Below are 20,370 nucleotides of genomic sequence, written 5' to 3'. Positions count from 1 at the left end.
ACTTTATAGCATCATTCTTAAAGCCAATAGTTTCACAGTGCGGATATCGCAAAAACCCGCACATCAGGCGCGCTGATAGACATCTTCCAGGCGCACAATATCGTCTTCGCCCAGGTAGCTCCCCGACTGCACCTCGATCAAATGCAGCGGCAGCTTGCCCGGGTTTTCCAGACGGTGCGTCATGCCGATGGGAATATACGTCGATTCGTTTTCCGTCAGCAAGGTCACTTTCTCGCCGCACGTCACTTGCGCCGTGCCGCTGACCACCACCCAGTGTTCGGCCCGGTGATGGTGCATCTGCAGGGACAACTTGCCGCCCGGATTGACCGTGATGCGCTTGACCTGAAAGCGTTCGCCGATATCGATGCCTTCATAACTGCCCCACGGGCGGTACACCTTGCGGTGCTGCACATGTTCGCTGCGTCCCGCCTGCTTCAAGTGATCGACCACCTGTTTCACGCGCTGCACCTGGTCCTTGTGCGCGATCAGCACCGCATCGTCCGTTTCCACGACGATCAAGTCCTGCACGCCCAGCACGGCCACCATGCGGCGCTCGGCGCGCACCAGGCAATTGCTGACGCCATCGAGATACACGTCGCCGCGCACCACGTTGCCGTTGGCATCGCCTGGCTGCACGTCCCACAGGGCCGACCAGGAACCGACATCGCTCCAGCCAATGGCGGCCGGCAGCACCACCGCATGCGCCGTATGCTCCATGACGGCATAGTCGATCGAATCGGATGCGCAGGCGGCGAAGGCCTTCTCTTCCAGGCGGCAGAAATCGAGGTCGCGGTAACCGTCGCGCACGGCCGTTTCGCAGGCGGCCAGCATGGCGGGCTGGAATTGCCCCAGCTCGCCCAGATAGCGTTCGGCGCGGAACATGAACATGCCGCTGTTCCAGAAATAGTTGCCGGCGGCCAGGAACGACTGCGCCGTGGCCAGGTCCGGCTTTTCCACGAAACGCTCGACCTTGCAGCCGATGGCGCCCGCACGCACAGGCGCGCCGCTGCGGATGTAGCCATAGCCCGTTTCCGGCGCCGTGGGCACGATGCCGAAGGTGGCTAGCGCGCCATCGGCCGCCAGCAGCGCCGCCTGGGCGATGGCCTGGTGAAACGCGACCACGTCGGTAATGACATGGTCGGCCGGCAAGACCAGCATCAGCGCCTGCGGGTCGATGGCCAGCAGATATTGCGCAGCCACGGCCACGGCCGGCGCCGTATTACGCCCCACCGGCTCAAGCAAAATGCCCAGCGGCGGCAAGCCGATCTCGCGCAGCTGCTCGGCAACCATGAAACGGTGCTCATTGCCGCACACCACCAGCGGCGGCATGACGTCGAAACCGGCCAGTCCGCTATCGCCGGTACGGCGGTTGGGCAGGCTGGTCACGCGCAGCGCCGTTTCCTGCAGCATGGTCTTGTCCGTTACCAGCGGCAACAGTTGCTTGGGCAATACGGCGCGCGACAGCGGCCATAAACGGGTGCCCGAACCACCGGACAGGATGACTGGATAAATTTTCATGGTTTCATTTCAAAAACAGTTTATTGGGCAGCGTACAGGGCCGGCGGCGTTTCCGCGCGGCGCAAGCTGCGCCGATCGCGCGCATTGCCCCAGGCATCCGTCTCATACTCGGAAACATGGCGCATCTGCCCGGCACGGTCGACACTATAATCCTTGAAGACGATCATTTCCTCAAGCACCACGCCAGGCAGCACGCGCGTGTATTCGAACAGCACGCTGCGCACCACCTCGGCCCCGCTGCAAACATGGCTGCCGTGGCCGATCCATGTGGGCCCGATGATGGTCGCTCCCGCTTCGATGTGGCAGCCCGAGCCGATGTAGACGGGGCCCTCGATGCGCGTGCCGCCGCTCCAGTCGATGCTCGTGTTCAGGCCGGCCCACACGCCTTCGGCGATCTGGGTGCCAGGCACATGCAAATGTGCCACTTCACCCATCAGCACGCTTTGCAGCACTTCCCAGTAATCCTTGACGCTGCCGATGTCGATCCAGTTGTACTGGCGCTTCTGCGCATAGAACGGCAAACCCTTTTCCACCAGCAAGGGAAACAGTTCCGATCCGATATCGAAGGGACGGTCGCAGGGAATCAAGTCCAGCACTTCCGGCTCGAAAATGTAGATGCCGGTGCTGACGCAATTGGACAGCGCATCGGCCTGCGCTGGCTTTTCCTGGAAGGCGCGGATGCGCCCGTCATCGTCGCTGACCACCACGCCATAGCTCGATACCTTGTCCCATGGCACTTCCAGGGTAATGACGGACGCCAGCGCGCCAACACGGCGATGCTCGCGCAGGGCCGCTTCCAGGTCCAGGTCGATCAAGGCGTCGCCGCACAGCACGATCGTGGTGTCGTCGAAAAAGCCGCCAAACTCCTGTATCTTCTTCATGCCGCCGGCCGAACCGAGCGGTTGAGGCACGACCTCGCCAGCGTCATTCGTATAGCCTTCGAAGGAGTAGCCGATGCGCACGCCGAACTGGTGGCCCTCACCGAAATATTCCTCGATCTTTTCATGCAGATAGCTGACGTTGACCATGATGTCCGTCACGCCATGCTGCGCCAGGTGTTCCACCAGATAAGCCATCACGGGCTTGCCAAGGATGGGGATCATCGGCTTGGGCAAGTCATAGGTCAGGGGCTGCACGCGCGTGCCCTTGCCTGCCGCTAAAATCATTGCTTTCATCGTCGGGTATGCTCCATCAGGGTTGAGGATGGCTGGCCAGGCGGCGCATGTCAGCGACCATCCTTGCTCAAGGTCACAGGAGCGGCAGGCGCGGCAGCAGGAAACAGGCGCGCATACGCGGCCAGCAGCTTGGGTGCTTCATATTCCCACTCCAGCTCGTTGATCACGCGATGGCGGCCAAACGCGCCCATCTGCTCGCGGCGGGCCGGGTCGTCCAGCAATTCGACGATCTTGCGCGCCATGTCGATGGGGTCGTTCTTCAAGGCATACAGCGATGCCTGCTGTGCGGAAACCTTGCCCTCGACCAGGTCGAACTGCACGATCGGCTTGCCCAGGGCCATGTATTCCATGATCTTGTTCATGGTCGACTTGTCGTTCATGTCGTTGGCCACGTCCGGATTCACGCACACGTCCGAGGTGTTGAGCATTTCCAGCAATTGCTGGTCCGGCACGCGTCCCGTAAACGTCACGTAGCCAGCGATGCCCATGTCCTGCGCCATCTGCTTCATCTGTTCGAGCGAGGTGCCGCCACCGACCAGACCGAAATGCACATCCTCGCGCTTCAGGGTTTGCACGATGTATTGCGCCGCCTGCAGCAGCAGATCGATGCCTTCCTGCGCGCCCATCACGCCCACGTAGCCGACCAGGTAGGCGCGGCCCTTCTTGAGTTCCGGTACGGGCGGCAGCACGCGCAAGCGGTCCAGCTTGGGTCCGCTGCGCACCACGTAGACATCCTCGGGCTTCATGCCGCCCCGCTCGATGGCGATCTTCTTGTACGACTCGTTGGTGGCGATCGACACGTCGGCGCTCTGGAACGACCAGCGCTCGAACAGCACCATCAGCTTGTAAAAGAAATCGCGGCGGCCGAACTTGGCTTCGTACAGCTCCGGATTGATGTCATGGTGGTCGAACAGGAAACGCTTGCCCATCGTCAACTTGAAGAAGCCGCCGATGAGGAACAGCAGATCGGGCGGATTGCAGGCGTGGATCACGTCGAAACCGCGCGCGAAATGCACTTTCCACGCCAGGCGGAAGGTGTGGAACAGCGCCAGCGAATATTCCACCAGGTAGCCCTTGGCCCCTTCCGCTTCCAGCGGCAGGTGGTAGCGGTAGATATGGATGCCGTCGATGGCTTCGTAGCGCGATTCATAACCTTTGCCCGTGGGACAGATGATCGACACTTCGTAGCCATTCGCATGCAGGGTGGTCGCTTCCTGCCACACGCGCCGGTCGAACGGCGACGGCAGGTTTTCCACCAGGATCAGCACGCGGCGTGGCGCACCTGCCACCTTGTTACCAGCAGATGCCGTCATACTGTTCTCCACTTTGTTCTTTGCTGATGCGCACCAGGTCAACGATGTGCTGGTGCGGCTTCAGGCTGCCTGGCACGCTCTTGAATTCGGCCGCGCCATTGCCGATGACGATGGTGTCGGCAAAATCGAGCACGTCCTGCATGTTGTCTACCATCAGCTTGGAAATATGCGGGATCATGTTCAGGATGTAATCCTGGTTGGCGCCCGTCAAGGCGGCCAGGTTGACGTTCTTGTCGTACAGCTTCAGCTCGTAGCCCTTGCCCAGCAGATACTCGATGACATCGACCAGCGGCGACTCGCGCAAGTCGTCCGTGCCGGCCTTGAACGAGAAGCCCAGGATGCCCACCTTGCGCGCGCCCTTGTCGACGATCATCTTGATGCCCTTTTCCACTTGCCGCTGGTTCGACGGCAGGATAGAGTTGAGCAAGGGCAAATCGAGGTCCAGGCTGCGCGCCTTGTAGGTCAGCGCGCGCACGTCTTTCGGCAGGCACGAGCCGCCGAAGGCAAAGCCCGGCTTCATGTAGTACGGCGACAGGTTCAGTTTGGTATCCTGGCAGAAGATTTCCATCACCGTGTGGCCATCGATGCCGACCGCCTTGCAGATGTTGCCGATTTCATTGGCGAACGCCACTTTCACGGCGTGCCAGGTATTGTCCGTATACTTGACCATCTCGGCCGTTTCCACGTCCGTGCGCACCAGCGGCGCATCCATCTTTTCATACAGCTGCACCAGCAGCGCGCCCGCCTTTTCATCGGATTCGCCGATGACCGTCTTCGGCGGATTGTAGTAATCGTAGACGGCCGTGCCTTCGCGCAGGAATTCCGGATTGTTGCACACGCCAAAGTCGACGCCGGCCACCTTGCCCGAGGCCGCTTCCAGGGTCGGAATGACGAGCGAGCGCATGGAGCCGGGCAGCATGGTCGAGCGCGCCACGACGACGTGGAAGCTATCCTTTTCACGGATGGCGGCGCCGATTTCCTGGCACACCTTGCGCACGTGGCTCAGGTCCAGGTTGCCATTCAGCTGCGAAGGCGTGCCTACGCAGATAAGCGACATGTCCGAGCCGAAGACGGCGTCGCGCACATCCGCCGTGGCGCGCAAGTGGCCGCTTTTCACGGTGGCGGCGATCATCTCGCCGATGTCTTTTTCAATGATGGGCGTGGTGCCCTGGTTGATCAGGTCGACCTTGGTCTTGTTAGGATCGACGCCGATCACTTCATGCCCATCCGTTGCCAGGCAACCTGCCGACACGGCTCCCACATAACCCAAACCAAATATGCTAATTTTCATGTTTTCCTCGTATTTTCTGACAGATCAGGATTAGCCAAACTCAAGCGTAACTCGGTGCGCAAGGCGGTCGTGCCTTGCACCTGCGCGCGCCAGACCAGAGTCGGCGCGGCTTGCTTTTCATCAAACCGATGCGACATCCATCCCAGCGGCGGATTGTCGCTGCCGCATACCAATTGCACGGAAGCATCCGGCAACAGCGGCAAATGCATGTCCAGCAAGAAGGTGTCGCCCGCCACACGCAGCACCTGGCCGTCCAGCTGCACGCGGCAGCGGGGATCGACGTGCCAGAACAGCTCCACCTCATGCGCGCCCTGGCATTCGAGCACGTCGTCGACCACGATCAGCGCGGCGCCGGGCGCCACGCGCACATCGCGCCGGTGCCGCACGGCATCTTTCAATCCCAGGTAGCCGTCATGGCTGGCGCTCCAGAATTGCCCATCCGCATCATCGCGCCACGCCAGGCACTCTGCCTTGGCCTTGCGCAGCCACAGGAAGTTGCCGCCCGACTCGGACTGGTCGCGGCCATCAATGCGCACGGTGTTGTGCGCGCTGGTGCCGCGGAAATAGTCGCGCCACTGCTTTTGCGTGTGATACGCATAAGTGCCCGGGTCGACCAGCACCATCTGGCCCGCCACGGACAAGGTCAGCGCCAGCGCATCGGCATGACCGTGCGCGGCGATACCCAGGTAGCCCAGCGGACCGGCGTCGGCGGTCAAGCGCACTTCAGCGGCCGTGCCAAAGCCGGCGCCCATCACGTAATAGCCGCCCTCTGGGAAGGCGCGCGGCAAGGTATCCGGCGCAGCGTCCGGCAAGGCGTCAAACGCCTGGCTCCCCGCCGCGCCCAGCAGCCAGGCGCTTTTCTCGTCAAAGGTGCGCGCCTTGGCCTTGAAATCGGCGCGGGCGAACAGGGCCGCAGCGCTGGCCAGCAAGGACGTGTAGGGATTGGCGTCCGGCGCCTTGTCCCAGTGCGCCAGCAGCGCGTCGTCGGCGTCGCCTATCATCGGCACCTCGCCCGCCACGTTCGTCATGGCGGCGATAAATTCCAGCATGGCTTCCAGGCGTTGCAGGAAAGCGGCAGAGCGGGGCCGGCCATTCGCGCGGCCCGCCAGCACGCACAGCAGCATTTCGTCGGCCACCGTGTGCTGGTAATAAATAGCTTGCTCGCGGTTCACGCCATCCGCGCCGTTTTGCTTGAGCGCCTGCGCTTCCAGCTCGCGTTCCGTCTGCGTCAGCCAGCCGGCACTTTCCGGCCAGCAAGGCCATGTGAGCGCGGCGATATGCAAGCCCGTCAACTCGCCAAACAGGTGGTTGTTGGCCGACGAGTGGCGCGAAAAATGGCCTGCGATGAAATGGCAATGCTGGTAGATGCTGTCGAGCCAACGCTGCAAGAAGGCTTGCCCTTGCGCGCCCTGGAACAAGGGGCTGTGGATGCCACCGAGCAAGTGCCACGCATGCGACCAGCTGACCAGGCGCAAGGCCAGTTCCAGCGCGCTGCTCCAGTTCGGCCCCAGCGGATACGGGCACTGCTGCCACCACGATTCCAGCAAGGCTTGCGCCCCGTGCGCATGGCGCAGGTCGCCACCCAGGCGGTACGCCATCGCCAGGTCGGCCACGGCCAGGTGGCGGTTCGGTTCCCACAGACATTTGATGTCGCCCACCACGGCTTCATCGCGGTAATTGAGCGTCTTGCCGAAGCCCAGCGGCACCACGGTGCCCGTCTTCGGATCGCGGTTCCATTGCGGCGGGAAACCCAGGTCCGCATCGCGCAGGGCAAAGACGTCGAAACGGCCCGCCAGGATGCGTTCGGCCGCCGCCAGGTGCGGCCCGGCGTCAATGGGCAGGCCCAACCATGGCGCGCCGAAGCGTTGGCGCGCGGCGGGCGGCGGCACCAGCGCCAGGCCATAGCCGCGCGCCTGCAGCCGTTGCTGCACGGCATCGCGCACACGGTGCGCCACCTCGGGCGCGCCCATGACGCGCAAGCGGTTCAGTTTCCAGGACAGATTGCTCAGCATGGGCATGTCACAGATACTGGCGGTGCCAGATTTCCAGGGTGAGCAAGCTCCACAGCAGCTTCTCGTGGTTTTGCCGCCCGGCCACGTGCTCGGCCAGCACCTGCTGCAAGGCTTGCGCATGGTAGTAGTGGCGCGTGCGCGAATCGGCGCCCGTCAAGTGTTCGTACAGATAATCTTTCATGGGGCCGCGGAACCATTCGTTGACGGGCACGCGGAAGCCCACTTTCGGCCGCTCCAGAATAGCTTGCGGCAACAGCTGCTTCATGGCTTCGCGCAATATCCACTTGGTGGTGCGGCCGCGCACGCGGTACTCGTCCGGCAGGCTCGACACATACGCAGCCAGTTCGTGGTCCATGAAGGGCATGCGCGCTTCCAACGAGGCGGCCATGGTCATGCGGTCGCCCCGTTCCAGCAGGTTGTCGGGCAGCCAGCTCAGCTGATCGAAGCACAGGATGCGGCGCAAGGCGCTGTTGCCCGCGCTGCCGCAGCCTAGCGAAGGATCACGCTGGCGCGCCGGCGCCGGCATAGCCACCAGGCGCGCGCGTTCCTGGTCGGACATCATGCCGAACCAGCGCGGCATGCGCTCGTCGAACGCTTCCAGGCCCAGGTTCACGATGGCGGTCTTGGCGCGGCGGAAACGATACGGCAAGGCACCAATGGCCGGCTCGATCAGGCCGCGGCGCAGCAGGCCCGGCAGCATCTGATAATTGCCTGCATAGCGCTCGTACACGTGCTTGGGGTAGCCACCGAGGATTTCATCGGATCCTTCGCCCGTCAAGACCATCTTGACCGTCTTGCGCGATTCTTTCGCCAGCAGGTAGATGGGAATGTCGGATGGCTCGGCCACGGGGGCATCGCGGAAACGCACGAGGTCAGGCAGCAGCGCGATGACCTGGTCGACAGACACTTCCAACTCATGGTGTTCGGTGGAAAATTGACGGGCGATATCGGCCGCATACGCCAGTTCGCTGAAGCCGCCCTCCTTGAAGCCAACGGAGAAGGTCTTGACAGGTAATTCCGTATGGCGCGACATCAGCGCCACCACGGCCGACGAGTCGATGCCGCCGGACAGGAAAGCGCCGAAAGGCACGTCGGAAATCATGCGGATGCGCACAGATTCATCGAGCTTGTCGAGGAAGGTGGCGACGGGGTCGGCAGGCAACGGGGCCGTCACGCGCGGCCGGCTGTCGGCGGGCGTGAAATACACCTGTTCGCGCAGTACACCGTTTTCCCATGTCAGGGTAGAGCCAGGTGCCAGTTTTCGAATTCCCTGGAACAGGGTCGCCGGACCCGGTACATAGCGGTAGGCAAAATAATCCCAGATGGCCGCCTCGTCAGCCTCCACGGCGACACCAGGAACGGCCAGCAAGGCCTTGATTTCCGAGGCAAACAGCAAGCCGCCAGCGTGCTCGTACAGGAACAGTGGTTTCTTGCCAAACGGATCGCGCGCGATAAACAGGCGGTCGTGGCGTGCATCCCAGATGGCGAAGGCAAACATTCCGCGGAAATGCCGCACGCACGCCTCGCCCCACTGCACATACGCGTGCACGATGGTTTCCGTATCGGATGCGGTTTTGAACGTATGCCCCAGTGCAATCAGTTGCTCGCGCAGGGGCTGAAAATTATAGATTTCGCCGTTAAAAATCACTTGCACCGAGCCATCGGCATTGCCCAGCGGCTGGTGGCCGGTGGCCAGATCGATGATCGACAGGCGCCGGTGCACGAGACCGACGCGGTGGAGGCCATCAACACTGGTCGTCGCCAGATAGCCGGTATCATCCGGGCCACGGTGAGCAATCGCTTGCGCCATCAAATCGAGCAAAGGACGTTGCTCCCCGAGCGTATCAGTTAGTACAAATCCTGCAATACCGCACATGCTTGGCAACTCCTACAAAATTAGCGTAGCAAACCGAGATACGTCCGGCGGAAATCGGCCGCCAAGCGCTCGACGGAATAATATTCAACGGCACGCTCGCGACAAGCTGCAGCCATCTTGCGCAGCAAATCCCTGTCACGGTCGAGGCGCATGATGGCTTCGGCAAGGCTGTGGCTGGCATGCGGCGCGACAAATATGCCATGGACGCCATCCTGCATGACATCTGGAATAGCGCCCACGGCGCAAATAACTGGCACGGTACGCGCTGCCATACTTTCAAGCAAAGAATACGGCAAGCCTTCTCTATGATAAGTCGGGAACGCAAAAACATCGGCATCGCGCCACACCTTCGACTTTTGCCCCCCAAACACCGCGCCGGCAAAAGTAATGACCCCCTCCAGACCTCGCTCCTTGACCAATGACTTCAGCGAGGCCTCATCGGGGCCTCCGCCTGCAATCACCACTCGCAAAGCCGTACCCGCATCCGCCGCCACTGCAACGGCTTCCACGATATCAAAAATACCTTTATTTTCAGCAAGACGACCGACATACACCAGCGACAGCGGAGCGGTATCCGCACTGCCGTCCAGCGGCACATCGGGCCCGATTTCTATCGCATTCGGGACGACGTCGAGCTTCAAGTCTGGTGCAAAACTGCGATACGCGCGCAATTCCTCCTGGGCCAGCAAAAGTATACTATCGGCACCAAGCAATACCCGCCGCAACAAGGCCGTGCGCATAGGCTTTCCCTCAAAAAACTGCTGTGGTAGCGCCCCGCCATGCACTTGATAAATCACCTTTTTCCCCATGAGCTTCGCAAGAAAAAAATAAACAATGTCGCGCCAATAGCTCTTCGGCTCCAGTGACGTATTCAAATGCACGATCACAGGGCGCTCGCGCAACAAAGCTGCAAGAAACAGCACAGGACTCGACAACATACGCCAGACCTTGCCCAAAGGCGACTCTGCCCTACCCTCACTCCCCACTTGGAAATGGACGAAGCGAAACTCACGCGGCAACGCCGACTGCAGCAATTGGTTCAAATGGGTGCTCACACCACTGACCGCGCCCAAGGATGGGCCAAGCAACATTATTGTAATCATATCCACCAGTATAGTTTATTACTTGGCAACAAGGTTGGCAAAAACACGATATTTTCGAAATTTCTTTATTACTGCTTCAATAAAATTAGCAACGACCACAAGTAGTTTCCAGACAGAACCAAATTGAGGCAAATAGTTGCCTAGTCTAATATTTCAGAATAGAAAAGCTTGCCATTGCTAATGAATATTTAGCTAAAATACCGTCAAAATCGTTGCCCCTTTGCAACCGGCAGTAGCTGGGCCTCATGGTAAACTGCATCTACTTTTCCTGAACCATACATTGCCAGGAAATCCGCTTTTTTTCCCCATCAACACTCACTTATTGGTAACGTCGTCATTCGCTTCTGGCGCCGCCCTGCCTTATTAATGTGCATGCCTGCCGGGCGCAGCATGTTTGATCACCCACTTTAGCGCTCGATATAAATTATGAAGGAGTTAAGATGAAAACAGAGATGCGCTTTTTTGCCTGCGCCCTCGCGGTAATGCTGGGCTCCAGTTGCGGCCCAAGCTATGCGGACTGGGCTGATTCAAAGGAACCTCTGGTCATCCGTCCCGCCCCTTCGCGACTGGCAGAGCAGCCCCAAAATCCCCCCTCATTTAGTTGGGCACGCTATCCCGTGTATCCCAAGCCAGCTGGCTACGTTCTTGAAGTGACTTCGTCAACGGGAGTCGTTTCACGCTATAACACGCCACGCAACTTTTACCTGCCAAGCAAGGCCATGGCCGATGGCACCTACACATGGCGCGTTCGACCAAACAATAATAACGACTGGTCCGCGCCGCGCAGTTTCACCATCTCCTCGCGTTCGGCCAAATTCGAAGTCCCTGAAGGCACCGACTTGAAACTGGCAGTTCAGAACCATGGCCGCTCACGCCTGTTGCCAAAGAACTTCACGCCCTATGCGAACTGGACAGAGGCGATGAAAAGTGCGCGTGGCGCGGCGTACAAAGCACTGACCGCCGACGTCATCGCGGGCATGTCGCTCGCCACTGTCAACGACGGCATGTGGCCTGCCATGGCCACGCTGCAGGGAACGGCACTGAGCAGCACGATTTATAACGTCAAGGTGAACGTGTACGCAACCACGCACCAGCTCGAAGCGGCCGCGTTGCTGTATCGCTTGACGGCAGACCCCCGCTATCTGGCGGAAGCCAAGAAACGCGGAGACGAGCTCGTCGCGCTCAATCCCGATGGCAATACCGGCTATCAGAACAGCGATTCCGCCCACCGCGCAATTACACTGAGCCTGTCCAAAGCCATGGATTACCTGTGGAATTCGATGGACGCGACGCAACGCAAACGCTGGCAAACGATGGTAGTCAAACGCGCCAAGACGATTTATACCGATTTATCCAGCTACGATGGGCGCATGGATGAGTATCCATATGACTCGCACGGCGCAGTGGCACTCGGTTATCTGGCGCTGATTTCGAGTTTGGCCCTGGACAACGACGTACCGGAAGCCAACGATTGGTTTGACTTTTCCGTACGCGCCTACTTCAACGCCGTGTTTGTCTGGAGCGGTCCTGAAGGTGGCTATGCGGCAGGCACGCCTTACGGTTTATACGAGGCTGCGGCATCGCTGCAAATCTGGGGACCTCTCAAGGAAGCAACGGGCGTGAGCTTGTATGAGAAGCCATGGGCGATCGGTTTTGCACGCATGTTTGCACATTTCTTGCCACCAGGCGCCCCAGGCTTCGTCTTTGGCGACCAGCACGAATCGAAAATCGATTTTTCAGTACTGAAATCGTTTACCTCGCGTGTGCAGACGCCCGAAGCGGCATGGTATTCGAATCTCCTGAGCGGCGGCGAAGATCCGCTGATTCAACTGGTAGCGGAGTATCCACTGCCCATCAGCAAGGTTGCCAAGCCGGCGCCGCCGCCGAATGCCGCGCTGTACCCCAGCATAGGCTGGGTCGCGATGCATTCAGATTTGACCAATCCGCTGCGCACATCGGTGTATTTCAAGTCCAGTCCTTATGGTGCCTACAATCATAGCCACGGTGATCAAAACACCATCGTGGTCGACAGCGGCGGGCGCCGCTTGTTGACAGAAGCCGGCTACCAGGACTACTACTATTCGCCGCTCAGTGTTGCCTGGTACCGCCAAACCAAGGCCCATAATGGCATTACCTTTGACGGCGGTGTTGGCCAGGTAGCGGAAGGCCGCGACAATATCACGCGCAATGGCAGCATCACGGCCTTCTCCACCACCACGGCCCTCGACTACGCCGAAGGCGACGCGACGCCTGCCTATGCAGGACAACTGACGTCGGCGATCCGCAAAGTTTGGTATTTACGCGGTAGCAACGCCATTGTCGTGCTCGACAAGCTGGTATCGCCAACGGCGCGCAAATTTGAATGGAATTTACACGCACCCACCACGATTGCCGTGGAGAGCGCCCGTGCCGTGAAAATTACCAACCTCAATAGCAGTCTGTGCGTTTCCTCCCTGCCGTCTGTTGCCGAGCAATACATAAGGATCACCGCGCCGGCCAATCCCACGTCCAAGACCGAAGATCATGGCGCCTTCGTCAAATCCAGCGCCAGCACCGCGGGAGAATTCCTGATCGTACTCGATGTCGACTGCAAGCGCCCCGCCATCACGCTGACACCGACGGCGACCGGCCGCACCTTGAAAGTGGGACAACAAACCCTGACACTTCCCAAGTAAGGAATAGCGGTGCCGCGGGATGCATCAGAATCCCGTAGTAAATAATTTCAGGACAAAGAAATGGCATCTATGATAACATCGTAGATGCCATTTGTATTTTTTACAACATTATTCGTGCAACGCATTGCTATCCCGCCATGGTCTTGAAAATTCTGCAATTTGTCCCCGAAGCCCTGCCGACGTACAGGGCAGATGTAGCAGTTCTGTTCGGAAAATATCTACCGCGCCACAATATTCACTCAACCATCGTCGGCAAGTCGGAAAACGCAGCTGCCACGCCGCAAGGATTCACCGAGGTATTACGCGGCCCTTATTTCAAAAGCAATGCATTGCGGGAGCTGGCCTTTTTCTGGCTATGCCTGCGGACTTTGCTGAAAGCGAACAAGAGCAACTGTGACTTGATACAGGTGCGTGACATGGTGCCTATAGGACTGGTCGCCCTGTTGATTGCTCGCATGAAAGGTATTCCCTTTGCCTATTGGGTCTCCTTCCTCATGTGCGAAGGCCGCATCGAGCATGCGAAAGTCCATCTCGCCCGACGTGCCAGCCTGCGCAATCGGCTCAAGCTGGTAAAGGGTATTGTTGAGCGCAGCATCCTGTATCGCTTCCTGCTGCCACGGGCCAGGCATACTTTTGTACAGAGCGATGCGATGCTGCAATACATTGCCGGGCACGGCATTGCTGCGGAAAAAATGACAGCGGTACCGATGGGGGTGGACATGGAGCTGTTCAATGCCACGCCTGTGCAAGGCAGGCGTCTCGATGGCTGGGAAGGCGTACCGATGCTGGCCTATCTGGGAACGCTCAACCAGGCACGTAAGCTGGAACACGTCATGGATGCGTTGTTGCAAGTACGGCAAACGATTCCCAATGCCCGCCTGCTGCTGATCGGCGAAGCCAGTACGGCCGGCGGCGCCGATGCCTTGCTGGCCTATGCGGCCTCGCTAGGTCTGGATACGGCGGTCAAGATCACCGGCTGGCTCCCTTCAGCCGAGGCGTGGGCCTTGCTGGCAAGCGCGGACGTGGCGATTTCTTACGTTCCAAGGAATACGTTATTTGATGTCAGTTCGCCTACCAAGTTACTCGAATACCTTGCATTGGGTATCGCATCGGTCGGCAACGACATACCAGACCAGGAGTATGTACTGCACAAAAGCAATGCCGGCTGGTTAACGAAAAGTACCGCGCCAGCCATGGCCGAGGCAATACTCGACATTTTGCAATCGCCGGAAGCGGCGCGCCAACGCGCAGCAGGCGGCCCGGCCTTCATTGACGAGCACCGCAGCTACCGCGTCTTGAGTGCCCAGCTAGCAGCACGCTACCAATCGCTCACCCCATAAGGGCAACGCCCTCTGCCCTTACTTTATTCCTGACAGAAATTCATCACCATGCCAAACGCCATTGTTTTTTATCGCATTGCTCGCTGGTTATACCTGAAGCGGATTCCCGTCCTCCCCAGTCTCTTTCAGCTGCTTATTTTCCTGCTCTACAACTCGAAGGTGCCGCCGACCGCCGATATTGGCAAAGGCACATATCTGATCTGCAAAGGCATCGCTACGGTCGTCATCGATGGCGCCCGCATCGGCACGGGATGCCGGATTGGCATCGGCGTGCGGATCATTGGCAAGGGGCCATATAAAAATGTGCCACAAATCGGCAACCACGTCTTCATGGGGGCAGGTTCAGTGATCGCCGGTCCCGTCATCATCGGCGACAATGCCGTCATCGCCCCCAACGCGGTCGTCACCAAAAGCGTGCCGGCCGGTGCCATCGTCGGCGGCATTCCAGCACGTATCATAGGCCGGGTGGACCAACTCAATTACGACATCCTGGCTAACCAGGCCGATGTAGACGGCCATGCGGACTATCTTGCCTGACGCGCCATGCCAGGGTAAACCGCTCATGCCTTGAGCGCCGCCGTTTCCAATAGCAGGGCAATCTCGGCATGAAACTGCTGTTCCACGCCGTCGTATGAGTAAGCGTCCATATCCGTGGCGATGGCAACGGCGGCGGACTGGTAACTTGGATACCGTCCAAGCATTTCCATGATGCCATCAAATAGCGAATCCGCCGCATACTCCACCAATACCGCACTGGCCCGGATATAGTCAGTGTGGGTGACGATCCTGTTGCAAATCATGGGCAAGCCGGCGGCCATATACTCGAAGATTTTCTGCGGTGGCGAAGCGCAGTAAAAGATGTTCGATTCCAATAAGGAAAGTCCCACATCCATGCGGGCATATGTCTGGATGACGTCGGCATAGGGCATGCCCGGCAGCAAATGGATCACGCCACACAGCGCCGGCTCATCCTTCAATAATTGCTCAAGCATGGCATCGCGGCAGCCAATCAGGTGAAATTCAACGCGGCATTTTTCCTCCAGCAAACGCCGGGCGCAAGCAGCGATCAGTTCCATGCCACGTCCCTGCCCGCCAGAGCCCGCGTAGACGATGCGCAGGGGCACGGGAGCCACGTCGACTGGAATGCGCGGCTGGTACAAACGCACGTCGACGCCCATCGGTATGGTCAATACGCGCCGGACCAGCGGCCGGTACAGTTCTTCCAGCTGGCGTGAGATACTGGTCAGCGAACTCACCTTGTGCATACCGCGAAAAAAAACCTGGCGCTTGAGTGCGGCGACGAGCTTTTTCTTCAGCCCCATCGTTGCCGGATCACCAAAATGCTGCAGATAATGGGTGGGGGCGTAAGCGATCACCGGCTGGCGCGGAGAAACAAAGTAAAACAACATCACGGCCGGCACACCGATCACATAGATAAAGTCATAATCGTCGGCCATTTTGCGCATCGCCAGTGCCGCTTTCACGGCAAACAGCAGCGGATTGCGCGAGGATATCCGCACAATCTGCGGCAACTCGATACCAATGTCGCCGGAGGAAATGAGCGCGGTGATCTGATAATTTTTCCGAAGAAAATCAAAACGCGCCATTTGATCAGGAAAACGCGGTAGTTGCGCCTCTGGCAGATAGACAACCAGCAGGCATTTCTTTTTCAGTTCAGAACGCAACGGTAAGCCTCCAATCCGGCCGCCTTCTCAATTTATTGCGAATACGCTCCAGCAAACTGGTTTCCTTGTCAAAACTCCATGACATCGCATAATGGTGTATCCCCAGCGTTTCGCTGCGGATATCTTCAAACATCAGCTGCCCGGCATTGCGCGGATTATCTTCATCGAAGGGGTTAAAGGGGAAAAAGACCACACTGGGTAACACATGGCAGTCGCGCATTTGCACCTGCTCCATACCCTGCTTCAAGATCCGCGGCGAGGTGGCGAATTTGCGCAAGGAAGTCAGGCGCCCCAGTACCAGCTGACGGCTCGCCTCCATGGCGGGATGCCCAGCTGGCACGGCAATAAAGGCAGTGCCAATAATGTCGTCGCTTTCACGTGCCGCCTGCAATGCATCGCTTGCCAGCAAGGAATCGAGCCCCTGGACCAACTCAACATCCGTATCCAGATAAATACCACCATGCTTATGCAGCACATCAAACCGCACCCAGTCGGCAACGAATGCCCATTTTTTCTGCTTGATCGCCTGCCGGCAATACTCATTATCGATGTCGGCATTGTTTTCATTCCACATGATCAGCTCATAATCCGGGCACAGCCGACGCCACGATGCAATGCAGCGCTGATTCAAGACAGACATGGGATTATCGCCAAACCAGCAGTAATGTATCTTCTTGGGGATCATACGTAAGCACCTTTTTCTTTTAGCAGGAAAAACACTTTTACCAATACGACAGCAACGACATGAATCAGGAAGGCGATGAGGGCGCCTATCAGCTGGAACTTCGCACTGAGCAGCAAAAGCAGCCCGAGGTATATGATGTTCGACGTGACTGTGATGACAGTCGTCTGCCGCTTCTTCCCGAGTGCCCAGTAAAACGCATGCGAAGTAATAAAACTGCCGGCAATGACCGCGGTCAGGATCACCACGAACAATTCGCTGCTGTAGTTGACCAGCCCATGATAGACAAATCCCGTCCATATATCGCGCGTCGCGAAGAAAACCACACCGATCAAGGCAGAGACCGGCATTAACATAAGAATGGTCTTGCGCCACAACTTGTAGGCACCTGCCACATCATCCCGGTTGACCTTGCGCGCAAATTCCGGGATGGAATTCATATACACAGGTGCGGTAGCCATATTAATGATGCTGTACAGGCGCTTGAGGATATTGTAGATGCCCAGCGCTTCCGGACTCAACGCCAACCCGACCAGGATCTTGTCGACGTGCGCTACAGGCAAATCGGCAACAGCCTGAGCAGTACTCCACTTTCCCGCCGAATAAATCTTGCCTTGCTGCAGCTCCGGGCCGTCCTCAGCAACAGGCTCAGTGGACTTCCTGAAAAACAGGGAACACCCCAGGTAGCCTGAACGCAAGATCTCGGGCGCGGCATACGACAATATCACCGCCGAGACGGTAGGGTGGACATGCCACGCGATATTGAGGAAGACCAGGCGCAGGATATTGCAGGCGAGGCCAACTACCATCAACGTCTGATAACGGTCAGTCAGCCGATAAAAAGCTACCAGCGAGCCCAGGGTTGGCAGCAAGGTGGACACAATGATCAATAGCAGGTCAGTCCACTTGAAAACGCTGATCTGGCCAAATGACAACTGGGACAGGACCAGGATGACGGCAAAAGCCGCCACAATCCCCACGACTTCAAACGACAGGCTGCGCAGCACATGTTGCTTGAGCAATTGCGCAGAACTGGCCTTCCCCGGAAATTCGACGAGCAAGCCCTGCCAATATTGCAGAGTAGTCAGGGTAAAGACAATTGCCGCGGCCGCCTGTACAAAGACAAAACTGCCGTAATTCTGCAGTCCCATGATCCGCAAGGTAATCGGAATGGCAAAAAAACTGATGGCGGTGGCCGAGACATTCAGCAAGAAGGAAAAGACACTATTTTTTAATAAGCTATTTTTAGCACGCTTCGCGGTCACAACTTTCTCACTTTTCACGACAAATTCAATGGCATTCCGCCATCCTTTCAATCCCCGGTGCGTCCTGCAGGCAAGTAGCGCTTCAAGCGGGCTTGGCTAGCGTCGCAGGCTGCCAGCCAAAGCGACTGTATTGCACGATACAGCCGAGGCAAAAGAAGCACAGTAGCTGGACGGTGCTGGTGTCGAGCAGCGTACGGTTATACACGAGCGAGGTGATAAGCAGTACCAGCATGACCATGCTGGTATCAACCATCGCCTGCTCCCGGGGCGTGCCATGTCCGCTCGCGATGTAACGCCAGCCCACGCCAATTCCACACACCAGCATGAGCACAAAACTGATGGCGCCCAGAATGCCGACGTCCCACAGCAGCATGGACAAGGCCGTGGCATTGATCTGCAGCGGCCGATAACGCATCGCCACCACACCATAACCAGTACCCTCGCCGATCTGGCTGGCGCCAGGTCCGTAGCCAATCAGGCGATTGACAGCGGATGGCAATGGATCGCGGTACCACAGATAGAGCGAGGCAATCCGGCTGACTTCACCCGTGCCATATTTAATTTCATAGGGATCGAAGAAATAACCACCGGCCTTGTCCAGGTTTTGCTTGACCGTACTTCCCATCTTAGCGCCATCGCCCCAATACATCGACTTATAGGCAACGAATGTGGCGCTCATGAAAATGGCGATAAAACAAGAATATGTAATGAATGCAAGGATATTTTTCAATACGCGCTTACGCATGATGAGTAGTAGTCCCAGTGGCAGCCACAGCGCCACGGCCTTGACCTCACCCAGCAAGATGTTGGCCATACCGATGACAAATACCAGCAAAACCAGCCATGGTGGCATGATGCCGCGGATCCAGCACGCGACGCAATACAGCATGGCAACGAGGGAAAACAATACCAAAACCGGACTCATGCCATGACCAAAAGTACCGACCACGGCATCCCAGCCTATCAGCCCCATGCCAAAGAAATGTTGATAAATGACCAGCGGCAATTGCATGACCGCGATGACAACGATCATGGCCCATAAAAATTTCATGCGTGCCCGCGGAATTTCAATGTAATACATGGCCAGCAGGATGCCAAACATGGGTAATCCGAAGCGCAAGGCCGAGATATTCTGCTTGACCGTGCCACTCCCCATGGCCAAGCCAAAAAAGAAACAGGCAAGGTAGACGCCCGCGAACGTAAAAATGGCTATGGAGCCAGGCGTTGTGACGGCTGGGGCATCGCGATTACTGCGCTGAAATACAGTGACCTCTAGCATGGCTCGCGCCAGGAAAAAGACCGCCAAGGCGCTCCCCATCCAGACAGCAAAGCGTAGTTTAAAGAATTCTTCGGCGATCCCCTGGATCACGAAAATATACACAAACATTATTGGCAGCAGATCCTTTACCCGGACCAGCCAGATGACCGGCACCATGACCAGGATACCGATCACCACGATCGTCAACTGGTAGGATCCCAGCGCGATCACCGCGCTGGCAAAGGCAGTCAGCAACAGCAAACTGGCGATCGCAAGGATGGTTAACAACAGCGATGCCGTCTCGCGCGGCGCAGCATGGCGTCGCACGCCCGCAGGGTACGGCGATGCAGATGTCGTAAATTTCCGTCGGAGAAATTTCATGAGTAATCCGATTGATATGCCAGCCCCGGCGCCCGACGATGCGGCCGCTGACTGCTGGACTGTATGAGGTGGTACGCCAACGGGCGCACGAGGTCAGCGGAATTAATGGGTCAAGCCGGCAAAATGCGAGCGTTGTGCAGGAGTTAGTGCCGTCAGCATCTGATCAACAAATTGTTGCTGCAAGCGGTAACCAGCAGCTTGATCAGGATTAATGGCAGACACTCGCATCAATGTGGCATCCGGTATCATGCCTTTCAATGAATAAGCCAGCTTGACCTTCTTCATGTCCCATGATGTTGTCACTACCTTGTCACCCACCACAATCCAGTAGGTCACTGGCTCGATCCGTGTATACATGGTGGCAACCAGCCTGGCCGCAGGAATCTCGCCAAATGCCGTTGAGACCTTCTCAAATGCGGTTGGCGTCACGCCAAAACCCTGGCCGACATAACATCCCTCAGGAAAGTGCACTGACAGGTTATCCGACTGATCCGTACCATATGCGATTGATAACATGACCCGGTCGCCGCTCTTGTTGACATAGGTACGCGACAAAGTTTGCGCGTAAATTTCCTTCAGCGCCGCCTCCGTAGTGGGATTGATCACGCTCGACACCTGCGTCTTATCCTCTTCCCAGTCGCCAAACTGCAGGGGAATGGCCGTATTCAGGTCAATTGCAGGGCGCGTATCGGCGATTTTTACTGTCGGCGAAATCAGCTTGGCTACCGCGCCGGAAAATAACATCAGGCTCCCCATCACGACACCAGCTATGAAGATCTTTTTTTTCATGATATTT

Annotated in this window: 15 protein-coding genes; 3 read left to right on the top strand and 12 right to left on the bottom strand. The window is 58.0% G+C overall.

The window, feature by feature from the left end:
• Positions 1–63: 63 nt before the first annotated feature.
• The 7 genes from ACQ4WS_RS04555 to ACQ4WS_RS04525 are packed head-to-tail and all read right to left on the bottom strand — an operon-like array spanning position 64 to position 10,228.
• Positions 64–1,518, bottom strand: a complete 1,455-nt coding sequence (locus ACQ4WS_RS04555) for a mannose-1-phosphate guanylyltransferase/mannose-6-phosphate isomerase (protein WP_436474039.1) — start codon at positions 1,516–1,518, stop codon at positions 64–66.
• A gap of 20 nt (positions 1,519–1,538) precedes the next feature.
• Positions 1,539–2,693 carry a nucleotidyltransferase family protein gene (locus tag ACQ4WS_RS04550; protein ID WP_436474037.1) on the bottom strand — a complete coding sequence of 385 codons (1,155 nt, stop codon included), beginning with the start codon at positions 2,691–2,693 and terminating at the stop codon, positions 1,539–1,541.
• Between the two features lie 50 nt (positions 2,694–2,743).
• Positions 2,744–4,006 (bottom strand): glycosyltransferase family 4 protein, encoded by a 1,263-nt coding sequence (locus tag ACQ4WS_RS04545; protein WP_436474035.1) that lies wholly within the window; start codon positions 4,004–4,006, stop codon positions 2,744–2,746.
• Entirely contained in the window at positions 3,987–5,297 is a 1,311-nt protein-coding gene (locus ACQ4WS_RS04540; protein ID WP_436474034.1) for a nucleotide sugar dehydrogenase, read from the bottom strand. Before ACQ4WS_RS04540 ends, ACQ4WS_RS04545 begins: the two co-directional genes overlap by 20 nt.
• Positions 5,294–7,309, bottom strand: a complete 2,016-nt coding sequence (locus ACQ4WS_RS04535) for a heparinase II/III family protein (protein ID WP_436474033.1) — start codon at positions 7,307–7,309, stop codon at positions 5,294–5,296. Before ACQ4WS_RS04535 ends, ACQ4WS_RS04540 begins: the two co-directional genes overlap by 4 nt.
• Before the next feature lie 7 nt (positions 7,310–7,316).
• Complete coding sequence (asnB, locus tag ACQ4WS_RS04530) at positions 7,317–9,185, bottom strand: asparagine synthase (glutamine-hydrolyzing) (RefSeq protein ID WP_436474031.1); 1,869 nt, start codon at positions 9,183–9,185, stop codon at positions 7,317–7,319.
• A gap of 20 nt (positions 9,186–9,205) precedes the next feature.
• Positions 9,206–10,228: a glycosyltransferase gene (locus ACQ4WS_RS04525; RefSeq protein WP_436474029.1), complete on the bottom strand. Its 1,023-nt coding sequence runs from the start codon at positions 10,226–10,228 to the stop codon at positions 9,206–9,208.
• Positions 10,229–10,728: 500 nt separating this feature from the next.
• On the opposite strand from ACQ4WS_RS04525, the gene ACQ4WS_RS04520 reads away from it, so the two are divergent.
• The 3 genes from ACQ4WS_RS04520 to ACQ4WS_RS04510 all read left to right on the top strand — a co-directional run bounded on the left by ACQ4WS_RS04520 (position 10,729) and on the right by ACQ4WS_RS04510 (position 14,840).
• Positions 10,729–12,963: a heparinase II/III domain-containing protein gene (locus ACQ4WS_RS04520; RefSeq protein ID WP_436474027.1), complete on the top strand. Its 2,235-nt coding sequence runs from the start codon at positions 10,729–10,731 to the stop codon at positions 12,961–12,963.
• Positions 12,964–13,106: 143 nt separating this feature from the next.
• Positions 13,107–14,303, top strand: a complete 1,197-nt coding sequence (locus ACQ4WS_RS04515) for a glycosyltransferase (protein WP_436474025.1) — start codon at positions 13,107–13,109, stop codon at positions 14,301–14,303.
• A 48-nt stretch (positions 14,304–14,351) separates the two neighbouring features.
• Positions 14,352–14,840, top strand: a complete 489-nt coding sequence (locus ACQ4WS_RS04510; RefSeq protein ID WP_436474023.1) for a serine O-acetyltransferase — start codon at positions 14,352–14,354, stop codon at positions 14,838–14,840.
• Positions 14,841–14,863: 23 nt separating this feature from the next.
• Here ACQ4WS_RS04510 and ACQ4WS_RS04505 read toward each other — a convergent pair whose 3' ends face one another.
• The 5 genes from ACQ4WS_RS04505 to epsI form a co-directional block, all read right to left on the bottom strand.
• Positions 14,864–15,988 carry a glycosyltransferase gene (locus ACQ4WS_RS04505; protein WP_436474022.1) on the bottom strand — a complete coding sequence of 375 codons (1,125 nt, stop codon included), beginning with the start codon at positions 15,986–15,988 and terminating at the stop codon, positions 14,864–14,866.
• Positions 15,978–16,673 carry a glycosyltransferase family 32 protein gene (locus ACQ4WS_RS04500; protein WP_436474020.1) on the bottom strand — a complete coding sequence of 232 codons (696 nt, stop codon included), beginning with the start codon at positions 16,671–16,673 and terminating at the stop codon, positions 15,978–15,980. Before ACQ4WS_RS04500 ends, ACQ4WS_RS04505 begins: the two co-directional genes overlap by 11 nt.
• Positions 16,670–17,953, bottom strand: coding sequence for a lipopolysaccharide biosynthesis protein (locus tag ACQ4WS_RS04495; protein ID WP_436474018.1), 1,284 nt, complete (start codon positions 17,951–17,953; stop codon positions 16,670–16,672). Before ACQ4WS_RS04495 ends, ACQ4WS_RS04500 begins: the two co-directional genes overlap by 4 nt.
• A gap of 64 nt (positions 17,954–18,017) precedes the next feature.
• Positions 18,018–19,574, bottom strand: coding sequence for a hypothetical protein (locus ACQ4WS_RS04490; RefSeq protein WP_436474016.1), 1,557 nt, complete (start codon positions 19,572–19,574; stop codon positions 18,018–18,020).
• Between the two features lie 102 nt (positions 19,575–19,676).
• Positions 19,677–20,363 carry an exosortase-associated protein EpsI, B-type gene (gene epsI / locus ACQ4WS_RS04485; protein WP_436474015.1) on the bottom strand — a complete coding sequence of 229 codons (687 nt, stop codon included), beginning with the start codon at positions 20,361–20,363 and terminating at the stop codon, positions 19,677–19,679.
• Positions 20,364–20,370 lie beyond the last annotated feature (7 nt).

The sequence above is a fragment of the Janthinobacterium leeuwenhoeki genome (genome assembly GCF_051380795.1).
In the GTDB taxonomy this organism is placed as follows: domain Bacteria; phylum Pseudomonadota; class Gammaproteobacteria; order Burkholderiales; family Burkholderiaceae_D; genus Janthinobacterium.
This window is presented reverse-complemented; position numbering and strand designations above follow the sequence as displayed.

What these genes read in the sequence shown, in the direction of transcription:
- ACQ4WS_RS04555 (WP_436474039.1), bottom strand. Translation starts at nt 1,518, where the DNA reads ATGAAAATTTATCCAGTCATCCTGTCCGGTGGTTCGGGCACCCGTTTA.
- ACQ4WS_RS04535 (WP_436474033.1), bottom strand. Translation starts at nt 7,309, where the DNA reads ATGCTGAGCAATCTGTCCTGGAAACTGAACCGCTTGCGCGTCATGGGC.
- ACQ4WS_RS04545 (WP_436474035.1), bottom strand. Translation starts at nt 4,006, where the DNA reads ATGACGGCATCTGCTGGTAACAAGGTGGCAGGTGCGCCACGCCGCGTG.
- asnB (WP_436474031.1), bottom strand. Translation starts at nt 9,185, where the DNA reads ATGTGCGGTATTGCAGGATTTGTACTAACTGATACGCTCGGGGAGCAA.
- ACQ4WS_RS04550 (WP_436474037.1), bottom strand. Translation starts at nt 2,693, where the DNA reads ATGAAAGCAATGATTTTAGCGGCAGGCAAGGGCACGCGCGTGCAGCCC.
- ACQ4WS_RS04540 (WP_436474034.1), bottom strand. Translation starts at nt 5,297, where the DNA reads ATGAAAATTAGCATATTTGGTTTGGGTTATGTGGGAGCCGTGTCGGCA.
- ACQ4WS_RS04490 (WP_436474016.1), bottom strand. Translation starts at nt 19,574, where the DNA reads ATGAAATTTCTCCGACGGAAATTTACGACATCTGCATCGCCGTACCCT.
- ACQ4WS_RS04510 (WP_436474023.1), top strand. Translation starts at nt 14,352, where the DNA reads ATGCCAAACGCCATTGTTTTTTATCGCATTGCTCGCTGGTTATACCTG.
- epsI (WP_436474015.1), bottom strand. Translation starts at nt 20,363, where the DNA reads ATGAAAAAAAAGATCTTCATAGCTGGTGTCGTGATGGGGAGCCTGATG.
- ACQ4WS_RS04520 (WP_436474027.1), top strand. Translation starts at nt 10,729, where the DNA reads ATGAAAACAGAGATGCGCTTTTTTGCCTGCGCCCTCGCGGTAATGCTG.
- ACQ4WS_RS04500 (WP_436474020.1), bottom strand. Translation starts at nt 16,673, where the DNA reads ATGATCCCCAAGAAGATACATTACTGCTGGTTTGGCGATAATCCCATG.